Origin of the sequence: Faecalibacterium sp. DFI.5.82 (assembly GCF_029076575.1) — a bacterium.
GTDB lineage: Bacteria > Bacillota > Clostridia > Oscillospirales > Ruminococcaceae > Faecalibacterium > Faecalibacterium duncaniae.
The window spans coordinates 163107-184812 of record NZ_JARFIS010000003.1 but is presented as its reverse complement, the minus strand read 5'-3'; the positions used below and the strand labels follow the sequence as shown (position 1 = coordinate 184812).

General features: G+C 56.5%; 18 protein-coding genes and 1 tRNA gene. 11 read left to right on the top strand and 8 right to left on the bottom strand.

Features of this window, described 5'->3' with window-relative positions:
* Window positions 1–7: 7 nt before the first annotated feature.
* The 3 genes from P0G09_RS06535 to P0G09_RS06525 form a co-directional block, all read right to left on the bottom strand.
* Entirely contained in the window at window positions 8–391 is a 384-nt protein-coding gene (locus P0G09_RS06535) for a hypothetical protein (protein ID WP_154256266.1), read from the bottom strand.
* A gap of 373 nt (window positions 392–764) precedes the next feature.
* Window positions 765–840, bottom strand: a tRNA-Val gene (locus P0G09_RS06530).
* Between the two features lie 143 nt (window positions 841–983).
* Window positions 984–1577, bottom strand: coding sequence for a TetR/AcrR family transcriptional regulator (locus P0G09_RS06525; protein ID WP_275252259.1), 594 nt, complete (start codon window positions 1575–1577; stop codon window positions 984–986).
* Between the two features lie 249 nt (window positions 1578–1826).
* Between P0G09_RS06525 and P0G09_RS06520 the strand changes: the two genes are divergently transcribed.
* From P0G09_RS06520 to P0G09_RS06505, 4 genes are all read left to right on the top strand, one after another.
* Window positions 1827–3926 (top strand): MMPL family transporter, encoded by a 2100-nt coding sequence (locus P0G09_RS06520; RefSeq protein ID WP_275252258.1) that lies wholly within the window; start codon window positions 1827–1829, stop codon window positions 3924–3926.
* A 5-nt stretch (window positions 3927–3931) separates the two neighbouring features.
* Window positions 3932–5836 carry a hypothetical protein gene (locus P0G09_RS06515; RefSeq protein WP_275252256.1) on the top strand — a complete coding sequence of 635 codons (1905 nt, stop codon included), beginning with the start codon at window positions 3932–3934 and terminating at the stop codon, window positions 5834–5836.
* 134 nt (window positions 5837–5970) lie between these two features.
* Complete coding sequence (locus tag P0G09_RS06510) at window positions 5971–6765, top strand: threonine/serine exporter family protein (protein ID WP_275252255.1); 795 nt, start codon at window positions 5971–5973, stop codon at window positions 6763–6765.
* Window positions 6762–7220, top strand: coding sequence for a threonine/serine exporter family protein (locus tag P0G09_RS06505; protein WP_156059793.1), 459 nt, complete (start codon window positions 6762–6764; stop codon window positions 7218–7220). The genes P0G09_RS06510 and P0G09_RS06505 overlap by 4 nt, the downstream gene beginning before the upstream one ends.
* Before the next feature lie 50 nt (window positions 7221–7270).
* On the opposite strand, the gene P0G09_RS06500 is transcribed toward P0G09_RS06505, so the two are convergent.
* Complete coding sequence (locus P0G09_RS06500; RefSeq protein WP_156059792.1) at window positions 7271–7888, bottom strand: hypothetical protein; 618 nt, start codon at window positions 7886–7888, stop codon at window positions 7271–7273.
* 373 nt (window positions 7889–8261) lie between these two features.
* Here P0G09_RS06500 and P0G09_RS06495 point away from each other — a divergent pair, with 373 nt between their 5' ends.
* From P0G09_RS06495 to P0G09_RS06485, 3 genes are all read left to right on the top strand, one after another.
* Entirely contained in the window at window positions 8262–9098 is an 837-nt protein-coding gene (locus P0G09_RS06495) for an ABC transporter substrate-binding protein (RefSeq protein ID WP_097773338.1), read from the top strand.
* 108 nt (window positions 9099–9206) lie between these two features.
* On the top strand, window positions 9207–9971 hold the full coding sequence (locus P0G09_RS06490; RefSeq protein WP_097773339.1) for an amino acid ABC transporter permease: 765 nt from the start codon (window positions 9207–9209) through the stop codon (window positions 9969–9971).
* Window positions 9972–10002: 31 nt separating this feature from the next.
* The gene (locus tag P0G09_RS06485; RefSeq protein ID WP_156070181.1) at window positions 10003–10737 is read left to right on the top strand and encodes an amino acid ABC transporter ATP-binding protein; all 735 of its coding nucleotides are present in this window, start codon (window positions 10003–10005) and stop codon (window positions 10735–10737) included.
* A gap of 54 nt (window positions 10738–10791) precedes the next feature.
* Here the strand turns inward: P0G09_RS06485 and P0G09_RS06480 are convergent, their stop codons facing one another.
* Entirely contained in the window at window positions 10792–12516 is a 1725-nt protein-coding gene (locus P0G09_RS06480; RefSeq protein ID WP_275252253.1) for a DUF262 domain-containing HNH endonuclease family protein, read from the bottom strand.
* A 147-nt stretch (window positions 12517–12663) separates the two neighbouring features.
* Window positions 12664–15099, bottom strand: coding sequence for a glycosyl transferase (locus P0G09_RS06475; RefSeq protein ID WP_275252252.1), 2436 nt, complete (start codon window positions 15097–15099; stop codon window positions 12664–12666).
* Window positions 15100–15522: 423 nt separating this feature from the next.
* On the opposite strand from P0G09_RS06475, the gene P0G09_RS06470 reads away from it, so the two are divergent.
* The 4 genes from P0G09_RS06470 (at window position 15523) to P0G09_RS06455 (ending at window position 20013) form a co-directional block, all read left to right on the top strand.
* Window positions 15523–16533 carry a LacI family DNA-binding transcriptional regulator gene (locus P0G09_RS06470; RefSeq protein ID WP_275252251.1) on the top strand — a complete coding sequence of 337 codons (1011 nt, stop codon included), beginning with the start codon at window positions 15523–15525 and terminating at the stop codon, window positions 16531–16533.
* Between the two features lie 84 nt (window positions 16534–16617).
* Window positions 16618–18057, top strand: coding sequence for a twin-arginine translocation signal domain-containing protein (locus P0G09_RS06465; RefSeq protein WP_005935350.1), 1440 nt, complete (start codon window positions 16618–16620; stop codon window positions 18055–18057).
* A 112-nt stretch (window positions 18058–18169) separates the two neighbouring features.
* Window positions 18170–19147, top strand: a complete 978-nt coding sequence (locus tag P0G09_RS06460; protein WP_275252250.1) for a sugar ABC transporter permease — start codon at window positions 18170–18172, stop codon at window positions 19145–19147.
* Window positions 19147–20013, top strand: a complete 867-nt coding sequence (locus P0G09_RS06455; protein ID WP_005935355.1) for a carbohydrate ABC transporter permease — start codon at window positions 19147–19149, stop codon at window positions 20011–20013. The genes P0G09_RS06460 and P0G09_RS06455 overlap by 1 nt, the downstream gene beginning before the upstream one ends.
* Window positions 20014–20085: 72 nt before the next feature.
* Here P0G09_RS06455 and P0G09_RS06450 read toward each other — a convergent pair whose 3' ends face one another.
* Together P0G09_RS06450 and ugpC are read right to left on the bottom strand one after the other, a co-directional pair.
* Complete coding sequence (locus P0G09_RS06450) at window positions 20086–20382, bottom strand: antibiotic biosynthesis monooxygenase family protein (protein ID WP_035394851.1); 297 nt, start codon at window positions 20380–20382, stop codon at window positions 20086–20088.
* A gap of 115 nt (window positions 20383–20497) precedes the next feature.
* A complete protein-coding gene (ugpC, locus tag P0G09_RS06445; protein WP_097771644.1) occupies window positions 20498–21613 on the bottom strand; it encodes a sn-glycerol-3-phosphate ABC transporter ATP-binding protein UgpC in 1116 nt (371 codons plus the stop codon).
* Between the last annotated feature and the right edge of the window lie 93 nt (window positions 21614–21706).

The following is a 21706-nucleotide window of genomic DNA, read 5'->3' as shown; positions in this document are numbered from 1 at the left end:
CACACAATTATGCACCACTGGGTCCACGAGAACTGACGCTCATCGGAGGTATAGAACTATAAAAAGATTGGCCATTCACAGTGTTTTGAGTCAACCCAATCAAATCAATCAACTGGCTCTCGTTATAGCTCTCTTGACAGTTATCCAGCACAGCACATTGGCAGCTATATACACCACTATCGTTAGAGACAACTCCCCACCATTCAAGGTCTGCCAAAAGTTTTCCAATCTTCTTGCGGTCAAAGCGTATTTCTTTTTCCAAAAGGGACGAGTAAATTTGTGGAGCAGACATCGGTTTTTGCTTTAATAGGAGAGCTAATGCCAATTCCTGTCCATGCAAACGGTGAAGCAAAAGACCTCTGCGAACCCAAATGTTCGACGTTTTTTTCATAGCAAATACCTCCTTTTTTAGATAGCTCGTTCACTTAAAATACGATTGATGTCCATTTGAAATTGCGCTCGTTCACAATTGTTATGTTGACTTGAGTATATCATATTACACAATGAAAGACTACTGTTATATATCAGACCCTGCCCTTTTTCCTGCGTACGTGCGTACCGACCATGTACGGACGTACGCAACGATTAGTCCGAAAAGCGCAATATAGGGAAATACAAAGCAAAAAGGCAGGATACCACCGTCATAGTGATACCCTGCCTTTGCTCGTTTAACGCTCTGTGTAGTCCTTCCGCAGAATTTCCGATAAACAAAAAACGTACCCGAACCCTTTCTCGTAAAGAATCGGGTTCGAGTACGAACTGTATGGTGGACGGTACAGGACTCGAACCTGTGACCTCCTGCACGTCAAGCAGATGCTCTACCAGCTGAGCTAACCGTCCAGATGTCGTATCGACTTGAGTATGATACCACATTTTTCGCGCAATTGCAAGGGCTTTTTTGAAAAAAGTCTGCCTTTTCCGTTTTTTGCCCCGGGGGATTGGCGCAAAGGCCCCTTTGCGGGGGGCTGGCAGGGGAGAGGCGCTCAGAGTGCCCGGCGGATGATGTCGTAGAGGATGGGCTTCATGTTGTCGATGTTGTCGGGCTTGCCCTCCAACACGGAGGTATAGCACACCGATATGCACATGCTGCCCAGGGCGGTGATGCGCTGGTAGATCTCCCGCTCGGTGCGGCCCGCCATCTCGGGGCTGCACATCACGATCTGGAGGACCTTGCGCATCAGCGGCTCGGCCTCGCCGCTGGCTTCGATCTGATCCAGCCCGGGCCAGACAAAGCTGCGCTCCAGGAAGCGGAGCATCAGGGTGTCCGCGCGCAGGGCTTCGATGATATGGTCAATGACAAAGATCATCTGGTCGGGGAAGCTGGTAAGCTCGGCGGCGTGCTGCTCGGCAGCGGTGCAGGCGTTGTCCAGCAGCTGGTAGCTCACCCGGGCCAGCAGGGCCTGCGTGACCGAACCCTTATCGGCAAAATAGAGGTAGAATGTGCCCTTGCCCACCTTGGCGCGGGAGGTGATGTCCTCCACGCTGGTCTTGGAGGTGCCCCGCTCCAGAAACAGCTCGTAAGCTGCATCCAGAAGCGCGCGGCGCTTTTCCTGTTTCTTTCCTTCCACGGTGCTCATAGCTTGCTGCATCCTCTTTTCTGACGTTGTTTTGTCGTGTAAACAATATTTTAGCAGGGAGAAGGGAAGAGCGCAAGAGCAAAAGCCCCCGGACAAGCTATACAATTTTTGCTTTGTGATAAGAAAACTGACTTTTGGTCATTTTTTATCTTGACACCTTGCGTCGATCGGTTATAATAGTGCTTGCTCAGAAATGACCACGGGTCATTTTTAGGGCAGATCCAATCAACTTTCGTATGGAGGGTTCCCATGAAAAAGATCGCACAGAGCATCGTGCGTCTGCGCAAGCTGATCTTAACAGTAGCGGTCCTGCTGTTGATCCCTTCCGCAATCGGCGCGGTTGCTACCCGCATCAACTATGATGTCCTGACCTATCTGCCGCAGGAGCTCGACTCCATGATCGGCGAGGTAGCGCTTGAGGACGACTTCCACCTGGCCTCCACCGGTATGATCACGGTGGAAGGCCTGCCTACCAATGAACTGATCGCCATGAAGAAGGACATTGATGCGGTGCCCGGTGTCACACAGACCTTCTGGCTTAGCGATGTCATCGACCCCAGCATCCCCACCGAGATGCTGCCCGCGGATGTCCAGCAGTTCATGTTCGGCAAAAATGATTCCACCATGCTCATCGTCCGGTTTGATGCGCCCAGCGCCAGCGACGAGACGATGAACGCCGTCAAGCAGATCAAACAGGTGCTGCGGCACGACTGCTACTTTGGCGGCATGAGCGTCATCTTGCAGGATACCAAGGCGCTGATCAATGAAGAGATGCCGCTGTACATCCTGTGCGCTGTGGGTGCCAGTATGCTGGTGCTGTTCCTCTCGCTGGAGAGCACCATTACGCCCGTACTGTTCATGCTGGGCCTGCTGTTCCCCATTGCGTACAACTTTGGCACCAACATCTTCCTGGGTCAGATCAGCTACATCACCCAGGCACTTTCCACGGTGCTGCAGTTGGGCGTGACGATGGACTTCTCCATCTTCCTGCTCCACCGTTATCAGGAGGAAAAGGAACTCCGCTCCTCCAACGAGGAAGCCATGGTGACCGCCATCTGCAAGACCATGACCTCCATCACCGCTTCCTCCCTGACCACCATTGCGGGCTTCCTGGCACTGTGCGCCATGCGCCTGACGCTGGGCCGCGATATCGGTGTTGTTATGGCAAAGGGTGTGGCGCTGGGTGTCATCTGCACCATCGTCATTCTGCCTGCTTTGATCCTGACCTTTGATCAGCAGGTCGAAAAGTACAAGCACCGCACCATCGTGCCCAAGCTGACCAAGCTCAGCTACTTTGTTTCCAAGCACGCAATGCCCATCGTGGCCGTCTTTCTTGTGCTGCTGGTGCCCTTTGTGGTGGCCCAGCAAAAGACCGAGGTCTACTACACCCTGTTCGACTCGCTGCCCCAGGATCTGACCGGCATCGTTGGCACCAACAAGCTGGGCGAGGACTTTGGCATGACCACCTCCCACTTTATTCTGGTGGATGAGGACCTGACCGCAACGCAGGTGTCGGACCTCTGCGATGAGCTCAAGGATGTGGACGGCATCACCCAGGTGGTGAGCCTGGATTCCATCACCGGCCCGGGCTTCCAGACCGAACTGCTGCCCGACAGCGTGACCGAGATCCTGCAGTCCGGCGGCTACAAGCTCATTCTGGCCAACAGCTCCTATAAGACCGGCACCGATGCCATCAATAACCAGCTGACCGAGATGAACGACCTTATCAAGGCGGTTGACCCCAACGGTGTCATCACCGGCGAGGGTGCCATGACCAAGGACCTGATCGAGGTTGCGGACGTGGACTTCAAGAACGTCAACGTCTGGTCGATCATGGCAGTCGCTGCCATCATCCTGATCTCCTTCCGGAGCCTGTCCATCCCTGTGCTGTTGGTTGCCAGCATCGAGGCCGCCATCTCCATCAATATGGGCATCCCGTACTTCACCGGTACCCAGCTGCCCTTCATCGCCAGCATCGTCATCGGCACCATCCAGCTGGGCGCGACTGTGGACTACTCCATCCTGATGACCACCCGTTATCACGAGGAGCGCAGCTATGGCCGCACCCCGCAGGAAGCTGCCCAGCAGTCGCTGGAGCACTGCAGCCAGTCCATCCTGACCAGCGGCCTGACCTTCTTTGCCGCAACCGTCGGCGTGGCCGCCATCAGTAAGATGGAACTGCTGCAGAGCATCTGCCGGCTCATCTCCCGCGGCGCACTGATCAGTATGGCTGTCATTCTGGTCGTTCTGCCCGCTGCCCTGATGCTGCTGGACTGGGTCATCCGCCACACCACCATGCACTGGCTGGTCCCTGAATCTTCCAACGCCAAGAAGTCTGATAAGGAGTAATTACCATGAAAAAATCGCTTCGTTTCGCCAGTGCGGCGCTGGCGCTGACTCTCGCCGCAGGCATGACCCTGCCCGCCTTTGCAGCCACCAAGGCCGATTATTCCAAGGATGAGACCGTCTACGCCGTGATGAACGCCGACGGCTCCATCAAGTCCACCACCGTCAGCGAGCACCTGTACAGCGCTTCCGGCCTGTCCAATGTCACCGATGAGAGCACCCTGACCGATATCCAGAACACCGAGAGCGATGCCGCGTTCACCCAGGACGGCGAAAAGCTGGTCTGGAACACCGACGACACCGACGTGTACTATAAGGGCAATACCGACAAGGCCCTGCCCATCACCGCAAATGTCACCTATACGCTGGACGGCGTGACCGACAGCCTTGAGAACCTGATCGGCAAGAGCGGCCACCTGACCGTGACCGTCGACCTGACCAACAACGAGACCGGCACCGTGACCGTCAACGGCAAGGAGCGTACCGTTGTCACCCCGCTCATTACTGCTGTGGGCGTGATCTTTGGTCAGGATGCCACCAACCTGAGCGCCGAGCACGGAATGCTGGAATCCGCCGCCAAGAGCAGCGTGGCCGCTTTCGTCTGCCTGCCCGGCGTAAAGGACTCTCTGGACGGTCTGCTGCCCGATGACCTGTCCACTGTGGAGGATTATCTGCAGGACAGCGTCACCGTGGAAGCCGATGTCGAGAACCTGACCGCACCGCAGGTCATGCTGGCCTGTGCCACCAACGCCGATGCGCTGGACACCAATGCCTTTGACCTGAGCAGCCTCAACGAGCTGACCGATGGTATCAGCCAGCTGAACGATGCTATGAACCAGCTGATGGATGGTGCCGCCCAACTGGTGGACGGTGCTTCCCAGCTGGCCAACGGTACCCTGGCCCTGCTGGACGGCGCTTCTCAGCTGAACAGCGGTGCTTCTGCCCTGGACGATGGTCTGGGCCAGCTGACCAACGGTCTGGATACCCTGAGCTCCAACAACGCCGCCCTGCAGGCCGGTGCCCAGCAGGTGGCCGATGGCGTTCTGGCCTCTGCCAACAGCACCCTGATGGAGGGCGGCCTGATCGACACCCCCATGACCTGGGACAACTACGCTTCCGTTATTGACGAAGTGCTGACCATGAACGAAAAGACACTGGCCGCTGCCCGCAAGAAGATGGTGCGCACCGTCTGGGAGCAGGAGCCCAGCTTCAAGGACAGCCAGCTGGACATTGCCCTGTATCTCTCCGCAACCAAGACCAACCACGACCTGGAAGCTGCTCTGCGGCTGATGCAGAGCTACGACCCCTCCATGTTCAGCGCCATGCTTGACCTGAGCACTGCCAGCGCCAAGCAGACCGTGCATGACGAGCTGAAGTATCAGGCTGAGAACAGCCAGGATATCGCAGATGTCCGTGCCCTGAAGAACAGCCTGGCGCAGATCCAGTATTTCGTGTCCAGTGTCAACCAGTACACCAACGGTGTTGCCACCGCCGCTGACGGTGCCCACTCCGCAAAGGACGGTGCCGCCCAGCTGGCCGATGGCACCAAGACCCTGTATGACGGCGTGACCACCCTGAATGATGGCGCAGGCCAGCTCAGCGATGGCACGGTCCGGCTGAACGATGGCCTGAACCAGTTCAATGAGGAGGGCATCTCCAAGCTGACCGGCGCTTTGGACGAGGAGCAGATCCATGGCCTGAAGACCGTGCTGGACGAGATGACCAGCCGTCTGGAGGACTACACCAGCTTTGCCGGCAAGTCCGAGGATGCTTCCGGCAGCGTGAAGTTCATCTATAAGACCGGTGAGACGGTCGCCGCTGCGGATGTTACCGCCCAGACCACCGCCGATGTGCAGGAAGGCAACTTCTTCACCCGCCTGTGGCAGCGGATCGTGAACCTGTTCAAGTTCTGAAAAAACGGCGTGCCTGCTTGACAAGCCGCCGGAGATTGACTATACTACAAATAGATTCGTCAAGAAAAATGACCGCTCAGGCACTGAAACGTTGAGGCGGTCATTTTTTATGCCAATTTTAAGGAGACCACAGCATGGCAGAGAGGGAAGTGTATCCGGACGGGGAACAGCGCCGCCGCATCATGGATTTTATTATGGCGGCCGGTCAGACCCTTTTGGAGAACGGGGCAGAGGTGTTCCGGGTGGAGCAGACCATGGAGATCATGGCGGCCAGCTTCCACCTGCGGGAGTTCCATGTCTATGTGCTGACCAACGGCATTTTTGCCAGCGCAGGCACGGCGGAGATGAGCGAGGTGCGCAACGTGCCCACCCGTACCACCCACCTGGGGCGGGTGGCGGCGGTGAATCAGCTTTCCCGCCAGATTGCGTCCGGGGAAGTGGACACCATCGATGTGGCCGAGACCCGGCTGGCTCAGGCCAGGTGCATCCCTTTTCCGAAGGACTGGGTGCAGCTTGCGGCGGGCATGGGCGGCGCGTTCTGCTTTGCGCTGATCTTTGGTGGCGACCTGAAAGCAGGGCTTGCCGCCGCTGCGGCCGGTGTTGCGGCCAACGCCTACCTGCTGTTCTGCGGGCGGCACGGCGTGGGGGGCGGGTTCCGAACCATCTCCACCGCCGCCCTCATCACCCTGTGCTGTATTCTGGGCTGCAGCCTGCTGGGCACTGAAGCCAGTCACGCCATCATCGGCACCCTGATGATCCTGACCCCCGGCATCGCCTTTACCATGGGCATCCGGGACTTTGTGCAGGGCGATTACCTGTCCGGCACAATCCGGATGATCGACGCGCTGCTCATTGCGGCCAGCATCGCCATCGGCGCCGGCCTTGTGCTGAGCCTCTATGCCTTTTTGAAGGGGGTGGCCGTGGTATGACAGAACTTCTTTTCACCGGGGAGCAGCTGGGCCGTCTGGCCCTGCAGTTCCTGCTGGCCGGGGCGGGCACCCTGAGCTTTGCCATCCTCTTTGCCTGCCCCAGGCGCACCCTGCCCTACTGCGGGCTGGTGGGCGCAGTGGGGTGGCTGGTATACGAGATCGCGGAGCTGTTCGGGATGGAAGCCTTTGCAGCCTCGCTGCTGGCGGTCATTCCGCTGACGCTGCTGGCCCGCATCCTTGCGATGACCCTCAGAGCACCGGTGACGGTGTTCCTGCTCACCGGCATCTTTCCGCTGGTGCCCGGTGCGGGCATCTATTACAGCGCCTACTACTTCATTCAGGGTGATAACGCTCTGGCGCTGGCAAACGGCATCTCCACCTTCAAGATCGCCGTGGCGCTGGCCGTGGGCATTGCCCTGGTGCTGGGCATCCCCCTGCCGCAGAAACGCCGATAAAACAAAAACGAGACCGTCCACCGGGCGGTCTCGTTGGTTATGCGGGAAAATCAGGTGGTGGGAACCATCCGCAGCAGCTGGGCCCCGGTGGTGACATCCAGACGGAAATATGCCTTGTTCAGCTCGGTGTTGTAGGAAACACTGACTGGTGTTTCGGTACCGTCGGCATTGATTTGCATCAGGCTGTAGCCGGAAACGGTATTGGCAGGTACCTCGATGCTGGCAATGACCGGCTGGGCCATCACACGGGCGGGGGTGACCTCCTCGCTCTTTACGGTGCCGCACTTTTCGCAGATGACCCGTTCAATAACAGTGGGATAGTAGAATGCTGCTGTCATTACCTGCTCACCGTTTTTCAGAGTCCCGGTGTGAACAGTCAGGTTGGAAAAGTTGGAGAAGACACCGTTTACCTTGGTCAGCTGGGTGTTGTTCTTTACTTTGCCGCATTCGGGGCAAAGTGTAAGGGTCTCGGTGGTGCCATCGGGGAGCTTATGCTGGAAGGTGGTCTCCACACACTCAGTCTTATACTCTGTCGTGGTCTTCCAGGTGTGTTCCTTGCACTCGGTTTTGCCCGGGGTCTCTTCGGCCATGCTGACCACAGAACTGCCTGCCAGCACACAGACGGACAGACCAAAGGAGGCCAGGGCTTTCAGTATACGATTTTTCATAGCAGGATCCTTTCTCCCCGCATCCCGGCGGGGCAGTGCGGTTTGAGCTTGGCTGTTTTTACCATGGCTCCAGCCTGATTATACCAATTAGAAGGAAAAGGTGTCAATGTCCGGGATTAAGTTCCGTGGGAAGATTCACTAGCAGAATACAACGGAATGACAGAAACACAGGAACAAAATGTATATATACATTGAGAATTGGACGCTGTATGTATAAATGTTTTCAAAAGGGTTTCATTTGTTCCGATTTTTTGCACAACACTTGACTTTTTTATTTGTACAACATATACTAATCCTGTTCCTTGATGACACGATGAAGCGCATCGTGCCGGGAAAGTGAAAAATTATACAATCAACAGAGGAGTGTTTGAATATGAAAAAGATCAATCGCCGCAGCTTTCTGGCTGCCGCTGGTCTGACCGCTGCCGCTCTGGCTCTGACTGCCTGCGGCGGTTCCGCCTCCAGCACCGCTTCTTCCACTGCAAGCAGTGCAGCTTCTTCCGAGGCTGCTTCCACCAGCGCTGCCGCTGAGCTGACCACCGTTGAGGCTGGCAAGCTGACCATGGCCACCAACGCTGCCTTCCCTCCGTACGAGATGACCACCGATGCCGGTGAGTTTGAGGGCATCGACATCGACACCGCCAAGGCCATTGCTGAGAAGCTGGGCCTGGAGCTGCAGATCGATGATATGGACTTCGACGCAGCACTGCTGAGCGTGCAGCAGGGCAAGGCCGATATCGTCATGGCTGGCGTTACCGTGACCGATGAGCGCAAGGCTGTGATGGACTTCTCCGACAGCTACGCTACCGGCATCCAGTCCATCATCGTTCCCGAGGGCTCTGATATCACCTCTCCCGATGATCTGGCAGGCAAGAAGATCGGCACCCAGCGCGGCACCACCGGCTACATCTACTGCTCTGATGACTTCGGTGATGACGCTGTGGTCGCATACGACGACGGCCTGACCGCTGTGCAGGCTCTGAACAATGGCCAGGTCGATGCAGTTGTCATCGACAATGCCCCTGCAAAGGAGTTCGTTGCCGCCAACCCCGGTCTGGTCATTCTGGACACCAGCTACGCCGAGGAGGATTACGCCATCGGTCTGGCAAAGGGTTCCGCTCTGGAGGATGCTGTCAATGCCGCTCTGGAAGAGCTGAAGGCTGACGGCACCCTGCAGTCCATCGTGGACAAGTACATCACCGCTGAATAATTCAGCTGTACCTTGTATCACGGGGAGGCGGCCCCATCTGGGGCACCTCCCCTTTTTTGGAAAGAACAGGTTACAAAATTCTAACAATTTTAGAAAGCGAGGATGCGAATGGCCGCACAATACGAACTGCTGAAAGAGCTGCTCAACAGCGGCACGAAGCTGGACTTCGGGCAGGAAATGTTCTTCAAATTCTATCAGGCGTTCATCCTGAACGACCGCTGGGTGCAGTACATCCAGGGCGTGGGCACTACGCTGCTGGTCACCGCCATTGCGCTGGCACTGGGCGTGGTGCTGGGCAGTGTGGTGGCACTGGTGCGTGTTGCGCACGACCAGCAGCGTCCCGGCCGCAGGAACCCGGTGCTGGGCTTCTTCAATGCCGTCTGTCAGGTGTACACCACCATCATCCGCGGCACCCCCATGATGGTCCAGCTGCTCATTATGAGCATGGTCATCTTTTCCAACAGCCGCAACTTTACCATGGTCGGTGCGCTGGCACTGGGCATCAACTCGGGCGCTTACGTCTCGGAGATCATCCGCGGCGGCTTGATGGCGGTGGACCCCGGCCAGATGGAAGCCGGCCGCAGCCTGGGCCTGAACTACATGACCACCATGGTGGTCATTGTCATTCCGCAGGCCATCCGCGCGGTGCTGCCTGCACTGGGCAACGAGTTCATCGTCCTGCTCAAGGATACCTCGCTCATCACCGTTATCGGCGGCAAGGAGCTGCTGTATGCGGCGCAGGGCATTATGAACCGTACTTACGAGGCCATGTTCCCCCTGTTGGGCGTTGCAGTGGTCTATCTGGTCTTAGTCATGCTCTTTACATGGCTGCTGTCGAAGTTTGAGAGGAGGATGGCGCAAGGTGACCGCTAATCATGCTGAAAAGATCCTGGAAGTCCGTGGTCTGACCAAGACCTACGGCGGTGAGGCCAAAAAGGGCGCAAAGCAGCCCACCCCCACCCTGGATGTCCTGAAGGGCATCGACATCGACATCTACCGCGGCGATGTGGTCTGCCTGATCGGCCCCTCCGGCTGCGGCAAGTCTACCTTCCTGCGCTGCCTGAACCGGTTGGAGATCCCCACCGGCGGCTCCATCAAGTTTGAGGGCATCGAGGTGGATGATGCCCACATCGATGCCGTGCGCCAGAAGATGGGCATGGTGTTCCAGCACTTCAACCTCTTCCCCCACCTGACCGTCAAGCAGAACCTCTGCCTGGCCCCGGAGCTGCTCAAGCTCAAGAGCAAGGAGGAGGCTTCCAAGCGTGCCGAGGAGCTGCTGGCCCGTGTCGACCTGTCCGATAAAGCCAATGTGTTCCCCAAGAGCCTTTCCGGCGGCCAGCAGCAGCGCATTGCCATTGCCCGTGCTCTGGCCATGGACCCGGATGTCATCCTGTTCGACGAGCCCACCTCCGCCCTTGACCCTGAGATGGTCGGCGAGGTGCTGGAGCTGATGAAGGAGCTGGCCCACACCGGCATCACCATGCTGGTGGTCACCCACGAGATGGGCTTTGCCCGCGAGGTATCCAACCGCGTCATCTTCATCGATGAGGGCAGGATCCAGGAAGATGAGCCCCCGCAGGAGCTCTTCTCGAACCCCAAGCATCCTCGTCTGAAGGCTTTCCTTTCCAGGATGCTGTAATTGAAGCTGAAAATGCCGTCGCACAAATTCGTGCGGCGGCATTTTTTGAATGGTTTAAAGTTTCCAGAGACTTTGTGCCTGTTTGTAAAGCCAGAGGGCACGGGCCTGAATCTCAATCTCGTTCCAGTCCGTTTTTGTCAGGGCATCCTGAAGCGTGGAAAGGCCCGATGCGCAGAGCGTAAGACCGGGCTTTTCTTGGCCCTTTCCGGCTTTCTTTGTGCTCCAGTCACTGTCCCGGATGGAGGCATTCAAAGACTGCGGGATGATTGCAAGATTCCCCAGAGTCAGAAGGATAGAATCTCTCTTTTCTGCGTCCAGCGGGGTAGGGCAGGCGGGCCAGTTGTTGCGCCATTTTTTGGGCATCAGATGCTCAAGACTGTAATTGTTGAAACCATGCAGCACAACAGCACTCTGAGCAGGGTGGATGTGGCTTTCAATCAGATAATGAACACCTTTAGAATAAAGGTTCATCAGTTTAGAATGTTCAAAACCGTCCCGAAGCTCAGTATCTGTCGGAATATAAGAATTCGTTCCACTAGCGGCCTGTAATCGGGTGCGCAGATCGTCAGCATCCAGAATCTCATTAGCAATCAAAGAAAGAAAAAGATTGTTATAGTTTTTAGATGTTGCATGGGTCACGATACGACGCATAACGTAGCTTTCAAGAATACCATACATCTGGTTCAGAGCATTCGTATCAGAAATATTTTTGGCAAGATAGAGAACGTACGGAATCAGGGTTGTTGTTTTTAGACCGAAGATAACCACATTCAGCCGCTCGATACCAAATGTGGATGGAATTGTAGTATCGCAGATATCCGGCTGAAATGTCTTACGGAACAACTCGGCATACTCCTTCAGAGAGGAAAGGATGATCTGCTTGCTTCCGCCGCAGTAGTTGTCCACAAAGCTCTGATAGGAATTTGACAGTCGATCTGTGCGGGCATAAATCAGTTTGTCCTCTGTGCTGATACTGTATTTTTTATTTTGGATGAACAATTGAAAATAAGCATCAAAAAAGATGTCGATCAGAGGACGGCGAATGCGGCCGGTCTCTATAATGGTATCCCAGTATTCTTTTGTTGCGACGCTATTATCAAAGACAGGCTCCCAGATCGTCTGATAATCTGTCAGGTTATTACGACTGAAAAAATAATTCTTGAGCAGTTCAGAGGTGGTCAGGCTGACTCCAAGAGAGTTCAGAGAATCGAATATTTGCTGTTCATCATCATTCGCATCCAGGTCGATCCGAACAAAGTGAGTTTTTCCAACGATCGTGGTGTAATTTAATTTGGATGTATCCAATGATTCCACAAAAAAGTTGTAAGCCTGAACGACACGGGATTTTGAAAAGTCATCTGTAATAGAAACTGGTGCGGTCATACCCATTACCTTTTCAAAGGCAGGACGATCGTTTTTTCCATGCTGAAGGCTCAAATCATTCGTGTCTGGAAATCGATAATGAGAATCAAATGTAAGAGACTGCCCTAACTTTAGACAGAGAACTTTCAAGAAGATGAGATATGTTGTCAATCGCTGCTGACCATCGATCAGAAGCAACTGCGTGGAATAAGGCTCGGACGATTTTGGCGTTCCGTTGTCTTTGAAAATCAGGGTACCAAGAAAATGTGGGGACTTTGTTTTGACCGTGAATTCCATATCATTTAGGAAGCGCTCCCAAAGATATTTGTCCCAGACGTAGGAACGTTGAAAAAATGGAATTTCAATCAATGTGGTTCCATCAAAAATGCTGGTGATTGTCGCTTTATGCGCATTCATAGAAAATCCTCCCGCTGCTTTTCAGATTTATTAGTAGAATAGCACGAATCCACTGTGAATTCAATGAATCACAAACAAAAGCTCCCGTTTCTCAGGAAAAGCTGAAAAACGGGAGCTTTACAATTCTACAAAACAGAAGCTATGCGCCTATCCCATGGTCACAACAACTTCTACACTTTCACCGGCCTTTGCCAGCGGCAGGAGGGTGCCCGCAATAGGAGCGCCGTTCACGGTGACGCTCTGCACGCCCTTCTGCACGGCATGGGGGTTCTCCACCCGGATGTGGTAGACGGCACCCCGGTAACGGCGGGTGACGGTGTAGCCTGCCAGCGTGTGGGGGATGCAGGGGTCAACGCGCAGGCCGTCCAGAGTGGGCTGGATGCCCAGAATGTACTGGCTTACGTTCACGAAGGTCCATGCCGCCGTGCCGGTCAGCCAGCTGTTCTTGGCCTCGCCGAAGGTGGGGGCATCGCGGCCTGCCACCATCTGGCTGTAAACGTAGGGTTCGGTGCGGTGGATCTCGCTGATGTCCTCGATATAGGCCGGGCAGGTCTTTTTGTAGACAGCAAAGGCCCGGTCACCGTGGCCCAGCACGGTCTCAGCACAGCTGATCCATGGGTTGTTGTGGCAGAAGATACCGGCGTTCTCCTTGTAGCCCGGGGGATAGCTGGAGATCTCGCCCAGATTGAGCCGGTAGGTGGTGTAGGCGGGCTGGAGCAGTACCACGCCGTACGGGGTGTCCAGCCGCTCCTCCACGCTCTTCAGTGCGGCTTCGGCCTGACCGGTCTCCCGGCCGATCCCGGCCATCACGCACATGCCCTGGGGTTCGATGAAGATCTGCCCCTCGTCGCATTCCCTGCTGCCTACTGGGGCACCAAAGGCATCGTAGGCACGGCGGAACCATGCGCCGTCCCAGCCGGCGGTCAGGGTGGCCTGTTCTACTGCGTCAATGGCGGTGCGGGTGCTGGCAGCCTCCTCGGTAAGGTGCAGGTGGTCACAGAGTTCGGCGTACTCGCGGCCATATTTCACGAACATGCCCGCAATGAACACGCTCTCAGCCACAGGGCCCTCGCTGGGGCCGGTGATCTGGAAGCTCTCGCCCGGGTGCTCCGAGAAGCAGTTCAGGTTCAGGCAGTCGTTCCAGTCGGCCCGGCCGATCAGCGGCAGGCCGTGGGGGCCCAGATGGGTATGGGTGTAGCGGAAGCTCCGGCGCAGATGCTCCATCAGGGGCTGTGCTCTGGTCACGTCGTTGTCAAAGGCAACCGGCTCGTCCAGGATCGACCAGTCACCGGTCTCCCGCAGATAGGCGGCGGTGCACGCAATGAGCCAGAGCGGGTCATCGTTGAAGCCGCTGCCCACGTCGCTGTTGCCCTTTTTGGTCAGGGGCTGGTACTGGTGGTAGGCACTGCCGTCCTCAAACTGGGTGGCAGCAATGTCCAGAATGCGCTCCCGTGCGCGGGAAGGGATCATGTGGACGAAGCCCAGCAGATCCTGACAGGAATCCCGGAACCCCATGCCGCGGCCGATGCCGCTCTCGTAATAGCTGGCACTGCGGCTCATGTTGAAGGTGACCATGCACTGATACTGGTTCCACAGGCTCACCATCCGGTCCAGCTTTTCCTCGCCGGAGGTCAGCTGCCAGCCCGAGAGCAGCTCCTGCCAGTAGTCGGCCAGTGCCCTGCGGGCGGCATCCACCTGTGCGTCGGTGGCATAGCGGGCCATCATGGCCTCGGCCCGGGCTTTGTTGATGATGCCGGGAGCGCTGAATTTTTCCCGGACCGGGTTTTCAATGTAGCCCAGCCCGAAGATGATGCTCTTTTTCTCACCTGGTGCCAGCGTGAGATGGAAATGGTGGGCACCCACCGGAGCCCAGCCGTGGGCAATGCTGTTCGAGCAGTGACCGGCTTTGACCGCTTCCGGTGCGGCGGGGCCGCCGTACACGCCGCAGAAGGCATCCCGGCTGGTGTCGAAGCTGGTAACAGGGGCGTTGGCCCAGAACACGGCGTAGTGATCCCGGCGCTCCCGGTACTCTGTCTTATGATAGATGGCACTATCCACCACTTCCACCTCGCCGGTGGAAAAGTTGCGCTGGAAATTGGAGCTGTCGTCCATGGCATCCCACAGGCAGAACTCCACATAGCTGAACACGTCCAGCGTGCGGGGGGTAGCGGTCTTGTTTTCCAGCGTCAGCCGGTCGATCTCACAGGCATCGCCCCGGGGCACGAACAACTCCTGAGCGGCCGCAATGCCGTTTTTTTCGCCCTGCAGGATCGTGTAGCCCAGACCGTGGCGGCAGGTGTAACGGTCCAGTTCCGTCTTGGCAGGCTGCCAGCCCGGGTTCCAGATGGTGCCGCCATCGTTGATGTAGATGCGGTGGCCGTCCATGTCCAGCGGGGAATTGTTATAGCGGTAGCGGGTCAGCCGCCGCAGCCGGGCATCCCGGTAAAAGCTGTAACCGCCGCCGGTGTTGGACACCAGACTGAAAAAGTCCTCGCTGCCCAGATAGTTGATCCAGGGCAGGGGAGTGCGGGGCGTGTCGATCACATATTCCCGGCGCGCATCATCAAAATGTCCGAATCTCATAGCCTTGTTCCTCCTTATAGGGTAAACCGGAAATGCTGAAATTATTTGATGGCGAAAACGATTTAGAATTTGCGGCCCAAGGGTGGGAAAGGCACTTGTCACCCTAAGAATAGTCTATCCTGCGGGAAAAATCAAGAGCGGACCTGAAATATACAACAAGGGTGCAGCGGGCTGGTTCAGGGGTGGAAACCGGTATGAGAACGAAAAAATTATCGAACGGTAACGAAATGTAACGAAAACGATACAGACTGCATAATTCTGAGGAAATGAAATCTCGCAACCTGCTGAAATGCAGACTTTTAAGATAAAACTTTTCTTCTTTTGCTTGATTTTTAGTACAAAGTGCGCTATATTGAAATTGCGAAAACGATTTAGGATTCGCTCGGGAACCCTGGGCGGGTCCCTGTGAGGGAGGGCGGCGAAATGTCATCCTTGAAAGATCTGGCGCGTGAATGCGGTGTCTCGGTGGCAACGGTGAGCAAAGCGCTCAATGGCCAGTCGGACATCTCTGCTGCGACCCGCGACCGTGTCCGCGAGGCGGCCCGCCGGATGGGCTATGTGCCCAATATGGCGGCCCGCGCAATGAAGACCAACCGTACCTACAACCTTGGCGTTCTGTTTGTGGACGAGCGGCAGAGCGGCCTGGCCCATGAGTATTTCTCGGCGGTGCTGGACAGCTTCAAAGTGCAGGTAGAAAAGCTGGGCTACGATATCACCTTTGTCAACCGGAACCTCGGCGGCAGAACAATGACCTATCTGGAGCACTGCCACTACCGGGGCGTGGATGGAGCGGTGATTGCCTGCGTGGATTTCAACGATCCGCAGGTGGTGGAGCTGGTCAACAGTGATGTGCCGGTGGTGACCATCGACCATGTGTTCAACAACCGGATGGCGGTCCTTTCCGATAATGTCAACGGGCTTTCGGCGCTGGTGCGGTACGCCTACGCCAACGGCCACCGCCGCATCGCCTTTATCCATGGCGAGCGCACGGCGGTGACGGAGAACCGTCTGGCGGGCTTCTACAAGAGCTGCGCGGAGCTGGGGCTGCAGGTCCCCGAAGAATATGTGCGCAGCGGTGTGTATCACGATCCCGACCGCTGTGCCGAGGAGACCCGGGCCCTGCTGGCACTGCTCCAGCGGCCCACCTGCATCCTCTTCCCCGATGATTTCTCGGCCATGGGCGGCTGCATCGCTCTGCAGGAAGCGGGCCTGAGCATCCCGGAGGATATTTCCGTGATGGGATATGACGGCATTTACCTCTCCCGCGTGATGAAGCCCCAGCTGGTGACCTGGCAGCAGAACACCAGAATGCTGGGCCGGATGGCAGCGGATAAACTGGTGCAGATGATCGAGCACCCCCGTGTGACGCTGGCCGAGCAGATCCCGGTGACAGGAAAACTGCTGGAGGGCGGCTCGGTGCGCAGCATCGAATGAATGGGTTGGATTTGGTTCCGGGCGAACCGGAGCCTTGAATTTGAAACGCTTTTTCACGAAAACCATTGAAGGAGGTTTTTCATTATGAGAAAGATTTCGCGTCGTAATTTCCTGCTGGCTTCCGGTGCAGTTACCATCAGTGCAGCGCTGAGTGCATGCGGCGGCTCCTCTTCTTCTACCGGCGCGGCATCCTCTGCCGCAGCTTCTTCCGCCGCTTCCGCTGCTCCGGCAGCTCAGGGCAAGGTGCTGAATATCTGGTGCTGGAACGACGAGTTCCAGGGCCGCTTCAATAACTATTACCCCGAGGTCGCCTCCATCGCTGAGGATAAATCCACCACCACCCTGAAAGATGGCACCGTTGTCAAGTGGACCATCAACGCCAACGAGAACAACAACTACCAGAATAAGCTGGATGAGGCCCTGCTGAATCAGGACTCTGCCGCCGATGATGACAAGGTAGATATCTTCCTGATCGAGGCTGACTACGCACTGAAGTATGTGGATTCCGATTACGCGCTGGATGTCAAGGCAGACATCGGCCTGACCGATGCCGATCTGGCCGGTCAGTACCAGTACACCAAGGATATTGTCAGCGTGGACGGCAGCCAGCGCGGCACCACCTGGCAGGCGACCCCCGGTCTGTTCGCATACCGCCGCAGCATTGCCAAGGAAGTGCTGGGCACCGATGATCCCACCGAGGTGCAGAGCCATCTGTCCGATTGGGATAAGTTCAACGAGGTGGCTGCACAGGCCTCTGCCAAGGGCTACAAGATGCTGTCCGGCTTCGATGATGCTTACCGCACCTTCTCCAACAACGTGGACGCTCCCTGGGTGGACGGCACGACCGTCAAGGTAGACCCCAACATTATGAAGTGGGTCGATCAGACAAAGGAGTACACCGATAAGGGCTACAACAATAAGTCCAGCCTGTGGGACAGCCAGTGGGCAGCCGATCAGGGCCCGAGCGGCAAGGTGTTTGGCTTCTTCTATTCCACCTGGGGCATCAATTTCACCCTGCTGGGCAACTCTCTGGAGACCCCTGTGGCCGAGGGCGGCAAGGAAGAAGTGGGCAACGGCATCTACGGCGATTACGCAGTCTGCGAAGGTCCTCAGCCCTATTACTGGGGCGGCACCTGGATCTGCGCGGCAGCCGGTACCGATAATACCGATATCATCCGCGACGTGATGCAGAAGCTGACCTGCGACGAAGCCATTATGAAGCAGATCACCCTGGATACGCAGGATTACACCAACAACGAGAAGGCCATGGAAGAGATCGCAAACAGCGATTATGCCTCCGACTTCCTGGGCGGCCAGAACCATATCGCCCTGTTTGCAGAAGCTGCAAAGAAGATCGATATGTCCAATGCAGGCCCGTACGATCAGGGCCTGAACGAGAGCTTCCAGAATGCCTTCAAGGATTACTTTACCGGCACGGTGGACGAGGATACCGCAAAGGCAAACTTCGAGACCGCCATCAAGGAAAAGTACCCCGAGTTGACCGATGTGGTCTGGCCCGCATAAGCGCAGCCGGAACCTGAAAACCTTTTGAACCGAATCTGAATGGGGCGGGCCGGACGCTGATCCCGCCCGCCCCGTTTTGCTTTGGGCAGTGTACGTCAGGAGGGCAGTTACTATGGGAGCAAAACCAAAGAAGAACGGCTCGATCAGCTATGCAAAGTGGGGCTATATCTTCATTGCACCGTTCTTCCTCATCTTTGCGCTGTTCCAGCTCATTCCACTGGGGTCTACGATCTATTACAGCTTTTTTGAAAATTACCGCAGCGGCCTGAAGATCATAGGCCCTACCTTTGTGGGCCTGAAGAACTACATCACCCTGTTTGCAACCGACCTGCCCAAATACTTTGGCAACACGCTGCTGCTCTGGATCATCGGCTTCATCCCGCAGATCGCCATCTCGCTGCTGCTGGCGGCCTGGTTCACCGACCTGCGCCTGAAGCTGAAGGGCCAGACCTTCTTCAAGACAGTCATCTACATGCCCAACCTCATCATGGCTTCGGCGTTCGCCATGCTGTTCTTTGCCCTGTTCTCGGATAACGGCCCCGTGAACGCTGCACTGGTGGGCATGGGCATCCTCAAGGAGCCCTTCAGCTTCCTGAACAGTGTCTGGGGCAACCGCGGCCTTATCGGCCTGATGAACTTCCTGATGTGGTTCGGCAATACGACCATCATGCTGATGGCGGCCATCATGGGTGTGGACCCCACCCTGTATGAGGCAGCGGAGCTGGACGGCTGCACCCCGAACCAGATGTTCTGGAAGATCACCATCCCGCTCATCCGGCCGATCCTGGTCTATGTGATGATCACTTCGATGATCGGTGGCCTGCAGATGTTCGATGTGCCGCAGATCCTGACCAACGGCAAGGGCGGCCCCGACCGCACCTCTACCACCATGATCATGTACCTGAATAACCACCTGTTCAGCAAGAACTACGGCATGGCCGGCGCGGTCTCGGTGGTGCTGTTCCTGGTGTGCGCAGTGCTCTGCGTGATCGTTTACATGGCCCTGACCAAGGAGGACGACGGCCTGAGCAAGGCCGAGCGCAAGGCCCGCAGGCAGGCGGCCAAACAGGTGAAGGGAGGAAAAGCATAATGTCACACGCAGTCAAGACAAGATCCGAAAAAGCGACCCTTGCGGCCCGCCGCACGGTGTGCTATGCGGCGCTGGTGCTGCTGAGCTTTTTATGCCTGTTCTTCTTCTATGTGCTGGTCATCAATTCCACCCGTACCCATTTTGAGATCCAGAAAGGCTTTTCCTTTCTGCCGGGCAGATCCTTGATGACCAACCTGAAAAACGTGCTGTCGGATGCCAACATCCCGGTGCTGACCGGTGTGCGGAACAGCCTGATCGTGTCCGGCTGCTCGGCTGCCCTCAGCGTCTATTTTTCGGCCCTGACAGCCTACGGCATCTACGCCTATAACTTCCGGTTCAAAAAGGCGGCGTTTGCCATCATCCTGCTCATTATGACCATGCCGACCCAGGTCTCGGCGCTGGGCTTCCTGCAGCTCATCACAAAGATGGGGCTGAAGAACAGCTTCATTCCCCTCATCATCCCCAGCATTGCGGCCCCGGCGGTGTTCTTCTTTATGAAGCAGTATCTGGATGCCAGCCTGCCCATGGAGATCGTGGAAGCCGCCCGCATCGATGGCGCAGGGGAGTTCTACACCTTCAACCATATCGTGCTTCCCATTATGAAGCCCGCTCTGGCGGTGCAGGCCATCTTCTCCTTTGTGTCCAGCTGGAACAACTACTTCATCCCCGCACTGGTGCTGGATACGGCAGACAAAAAGACCCTGCCCATCCTCATTGCACAGCTCCGCAGTGCCGACTTCCTCAAGTTCGATATGGGCAAAGTCTATATGCTGGTGGCCATTGCCATCCTGCCCGTGATCATTGTTTATCTGCTGCTGTCCAAGTTCATCGTCCGTGGTGTTGCACTGGGCGGTGTCAAGGGCTGAGCATTCCGTTCTCTCCTTTGGAAAAAGCACCCGCAGCCAGCAGGCCGCGGGTGCTTTTCTATCCTCTCGTGCTCAGTCGGCTTTGGCAATGCGCTGCATCGCGGTGGAAGCAACATGCTTCTCCTTGATGGCGCGGAGCTGGGCCATGTGGTCGGTGTTCACGTGGGCCTGCTGCTGGGCTTCGGAGTCCCACTCCTCAACGATGAGCAGCTCGTCCGGGTCGGCGGCGCTCAGGTAGTAATCGTAGCGCTCAAAACCGTCCTCCTGCTGGACCTTTGCCAGAATGCCGGCAGCGGCAACCTCCTGCAGAAAAGCGTCCCGCTGGCCGGGGAGCATACGGTAGGTGACCAGAAGCATCATGTGTTCCATGGTGAAATCTCCCTTATAATGTTCCAATGTGTGTTCTCTTAGACAAAAGCCGCCGGAAATCGTTTCCCGGCGGCTTTTGCTTATTAGGAGGATCAAAAGATGATCCCTGGAGAACTTAGTTCAGGATGGTCTGCTCGGTCTCGACATCAAAGACGTGGACCTTGTGCGGATCAAATGCAACGCGGACGGTGTCTCCGTTGCGTGCCTTGGAGGTGGGAGCGACACGGGCGGTCATCTTGTTGCCCTTGTACTCCAGGTACAGGTAGATCTCAGCGCCCATCATTTCGGACACATCGACCTGAGCCTCCAGGTGGCAGTCGGGGTGCTTTGCCATAAACTCGGGCTCGTCGTCGATATCCTCAGGACGGATGCCCATCTTGACCTTCTTGCCAACGTAGGAATCCAGCTTGCCGTCAGCGGTCTTTTCCTTGGGCAGGGGGATGGTGTCGCCGCCCAGGTCAATGGCGTACTGATCGCCGTTCTTGGTCACGGTGCCGTCCAGGAAGTTCATCTGGGGGCTGCCGATGAAGCCGGCAACGAACATGTTGCAGGGCATGTCGTACAGGTTCTGCGGGGTATCGACCTGCTGGATGATGCCGTCCTTCATAACAACGATGCGGTCGCCCATGGTCATAGCCTCGGTCTGGTCATGGGTAACGTAGATGAAGGTGGTAGCCAGCTTCTTGTGCAGCTTGATGATCTCGGTGCGCATGCTGGTACGCAGCTTTGCATCCAGGTTGGACAGGGGCTCGTCCAGCAGGAAGACTGCCGGGTTACGAACCATTGCACGGCCCAGAGCAACACGCTGACGCTGGCCGCCGGACAGAGCCTTGGGCTTGCGGTCCAGCAGGTGCTCGATCTCCAGGATCTTGGCAGCCTCGTGAACGCGGCGGTCGATCTCGTCCTTCGGGGTCTTGCGCAGCTCCAGACCGAAAGCGATGTTCTTGTAAACGGTCATGTGGGGGTACAGAGCGTAGCTCTGGAACACCATGGCGATATCACGATCCTTGGGAGGAACGTCGTTGATCAGGCGGCCGCCGATGTACATTTCGCCCTTGGAGATCTCCTCCAGACCGGCGATCATGCGCAGGGTGGTGGACTTGCCGCAGCCAGAGGGGCCGACGAAGATGATGAACTCCTTATCCTGGATCTCCAGGTTGAAGTCGGTAACAGAAGGAGCAGTAGCGCCCGGATAGATCTTGTAGATGTGCTGGCAGCTAATCGAAGCCATAGGTCATTGCCTCCATTAAAATTTTTCTATGTTACGGCACCTTGACGGTGCACGCTCTCGTTGGTATTATAATAACAGATAACTTTGTGATAT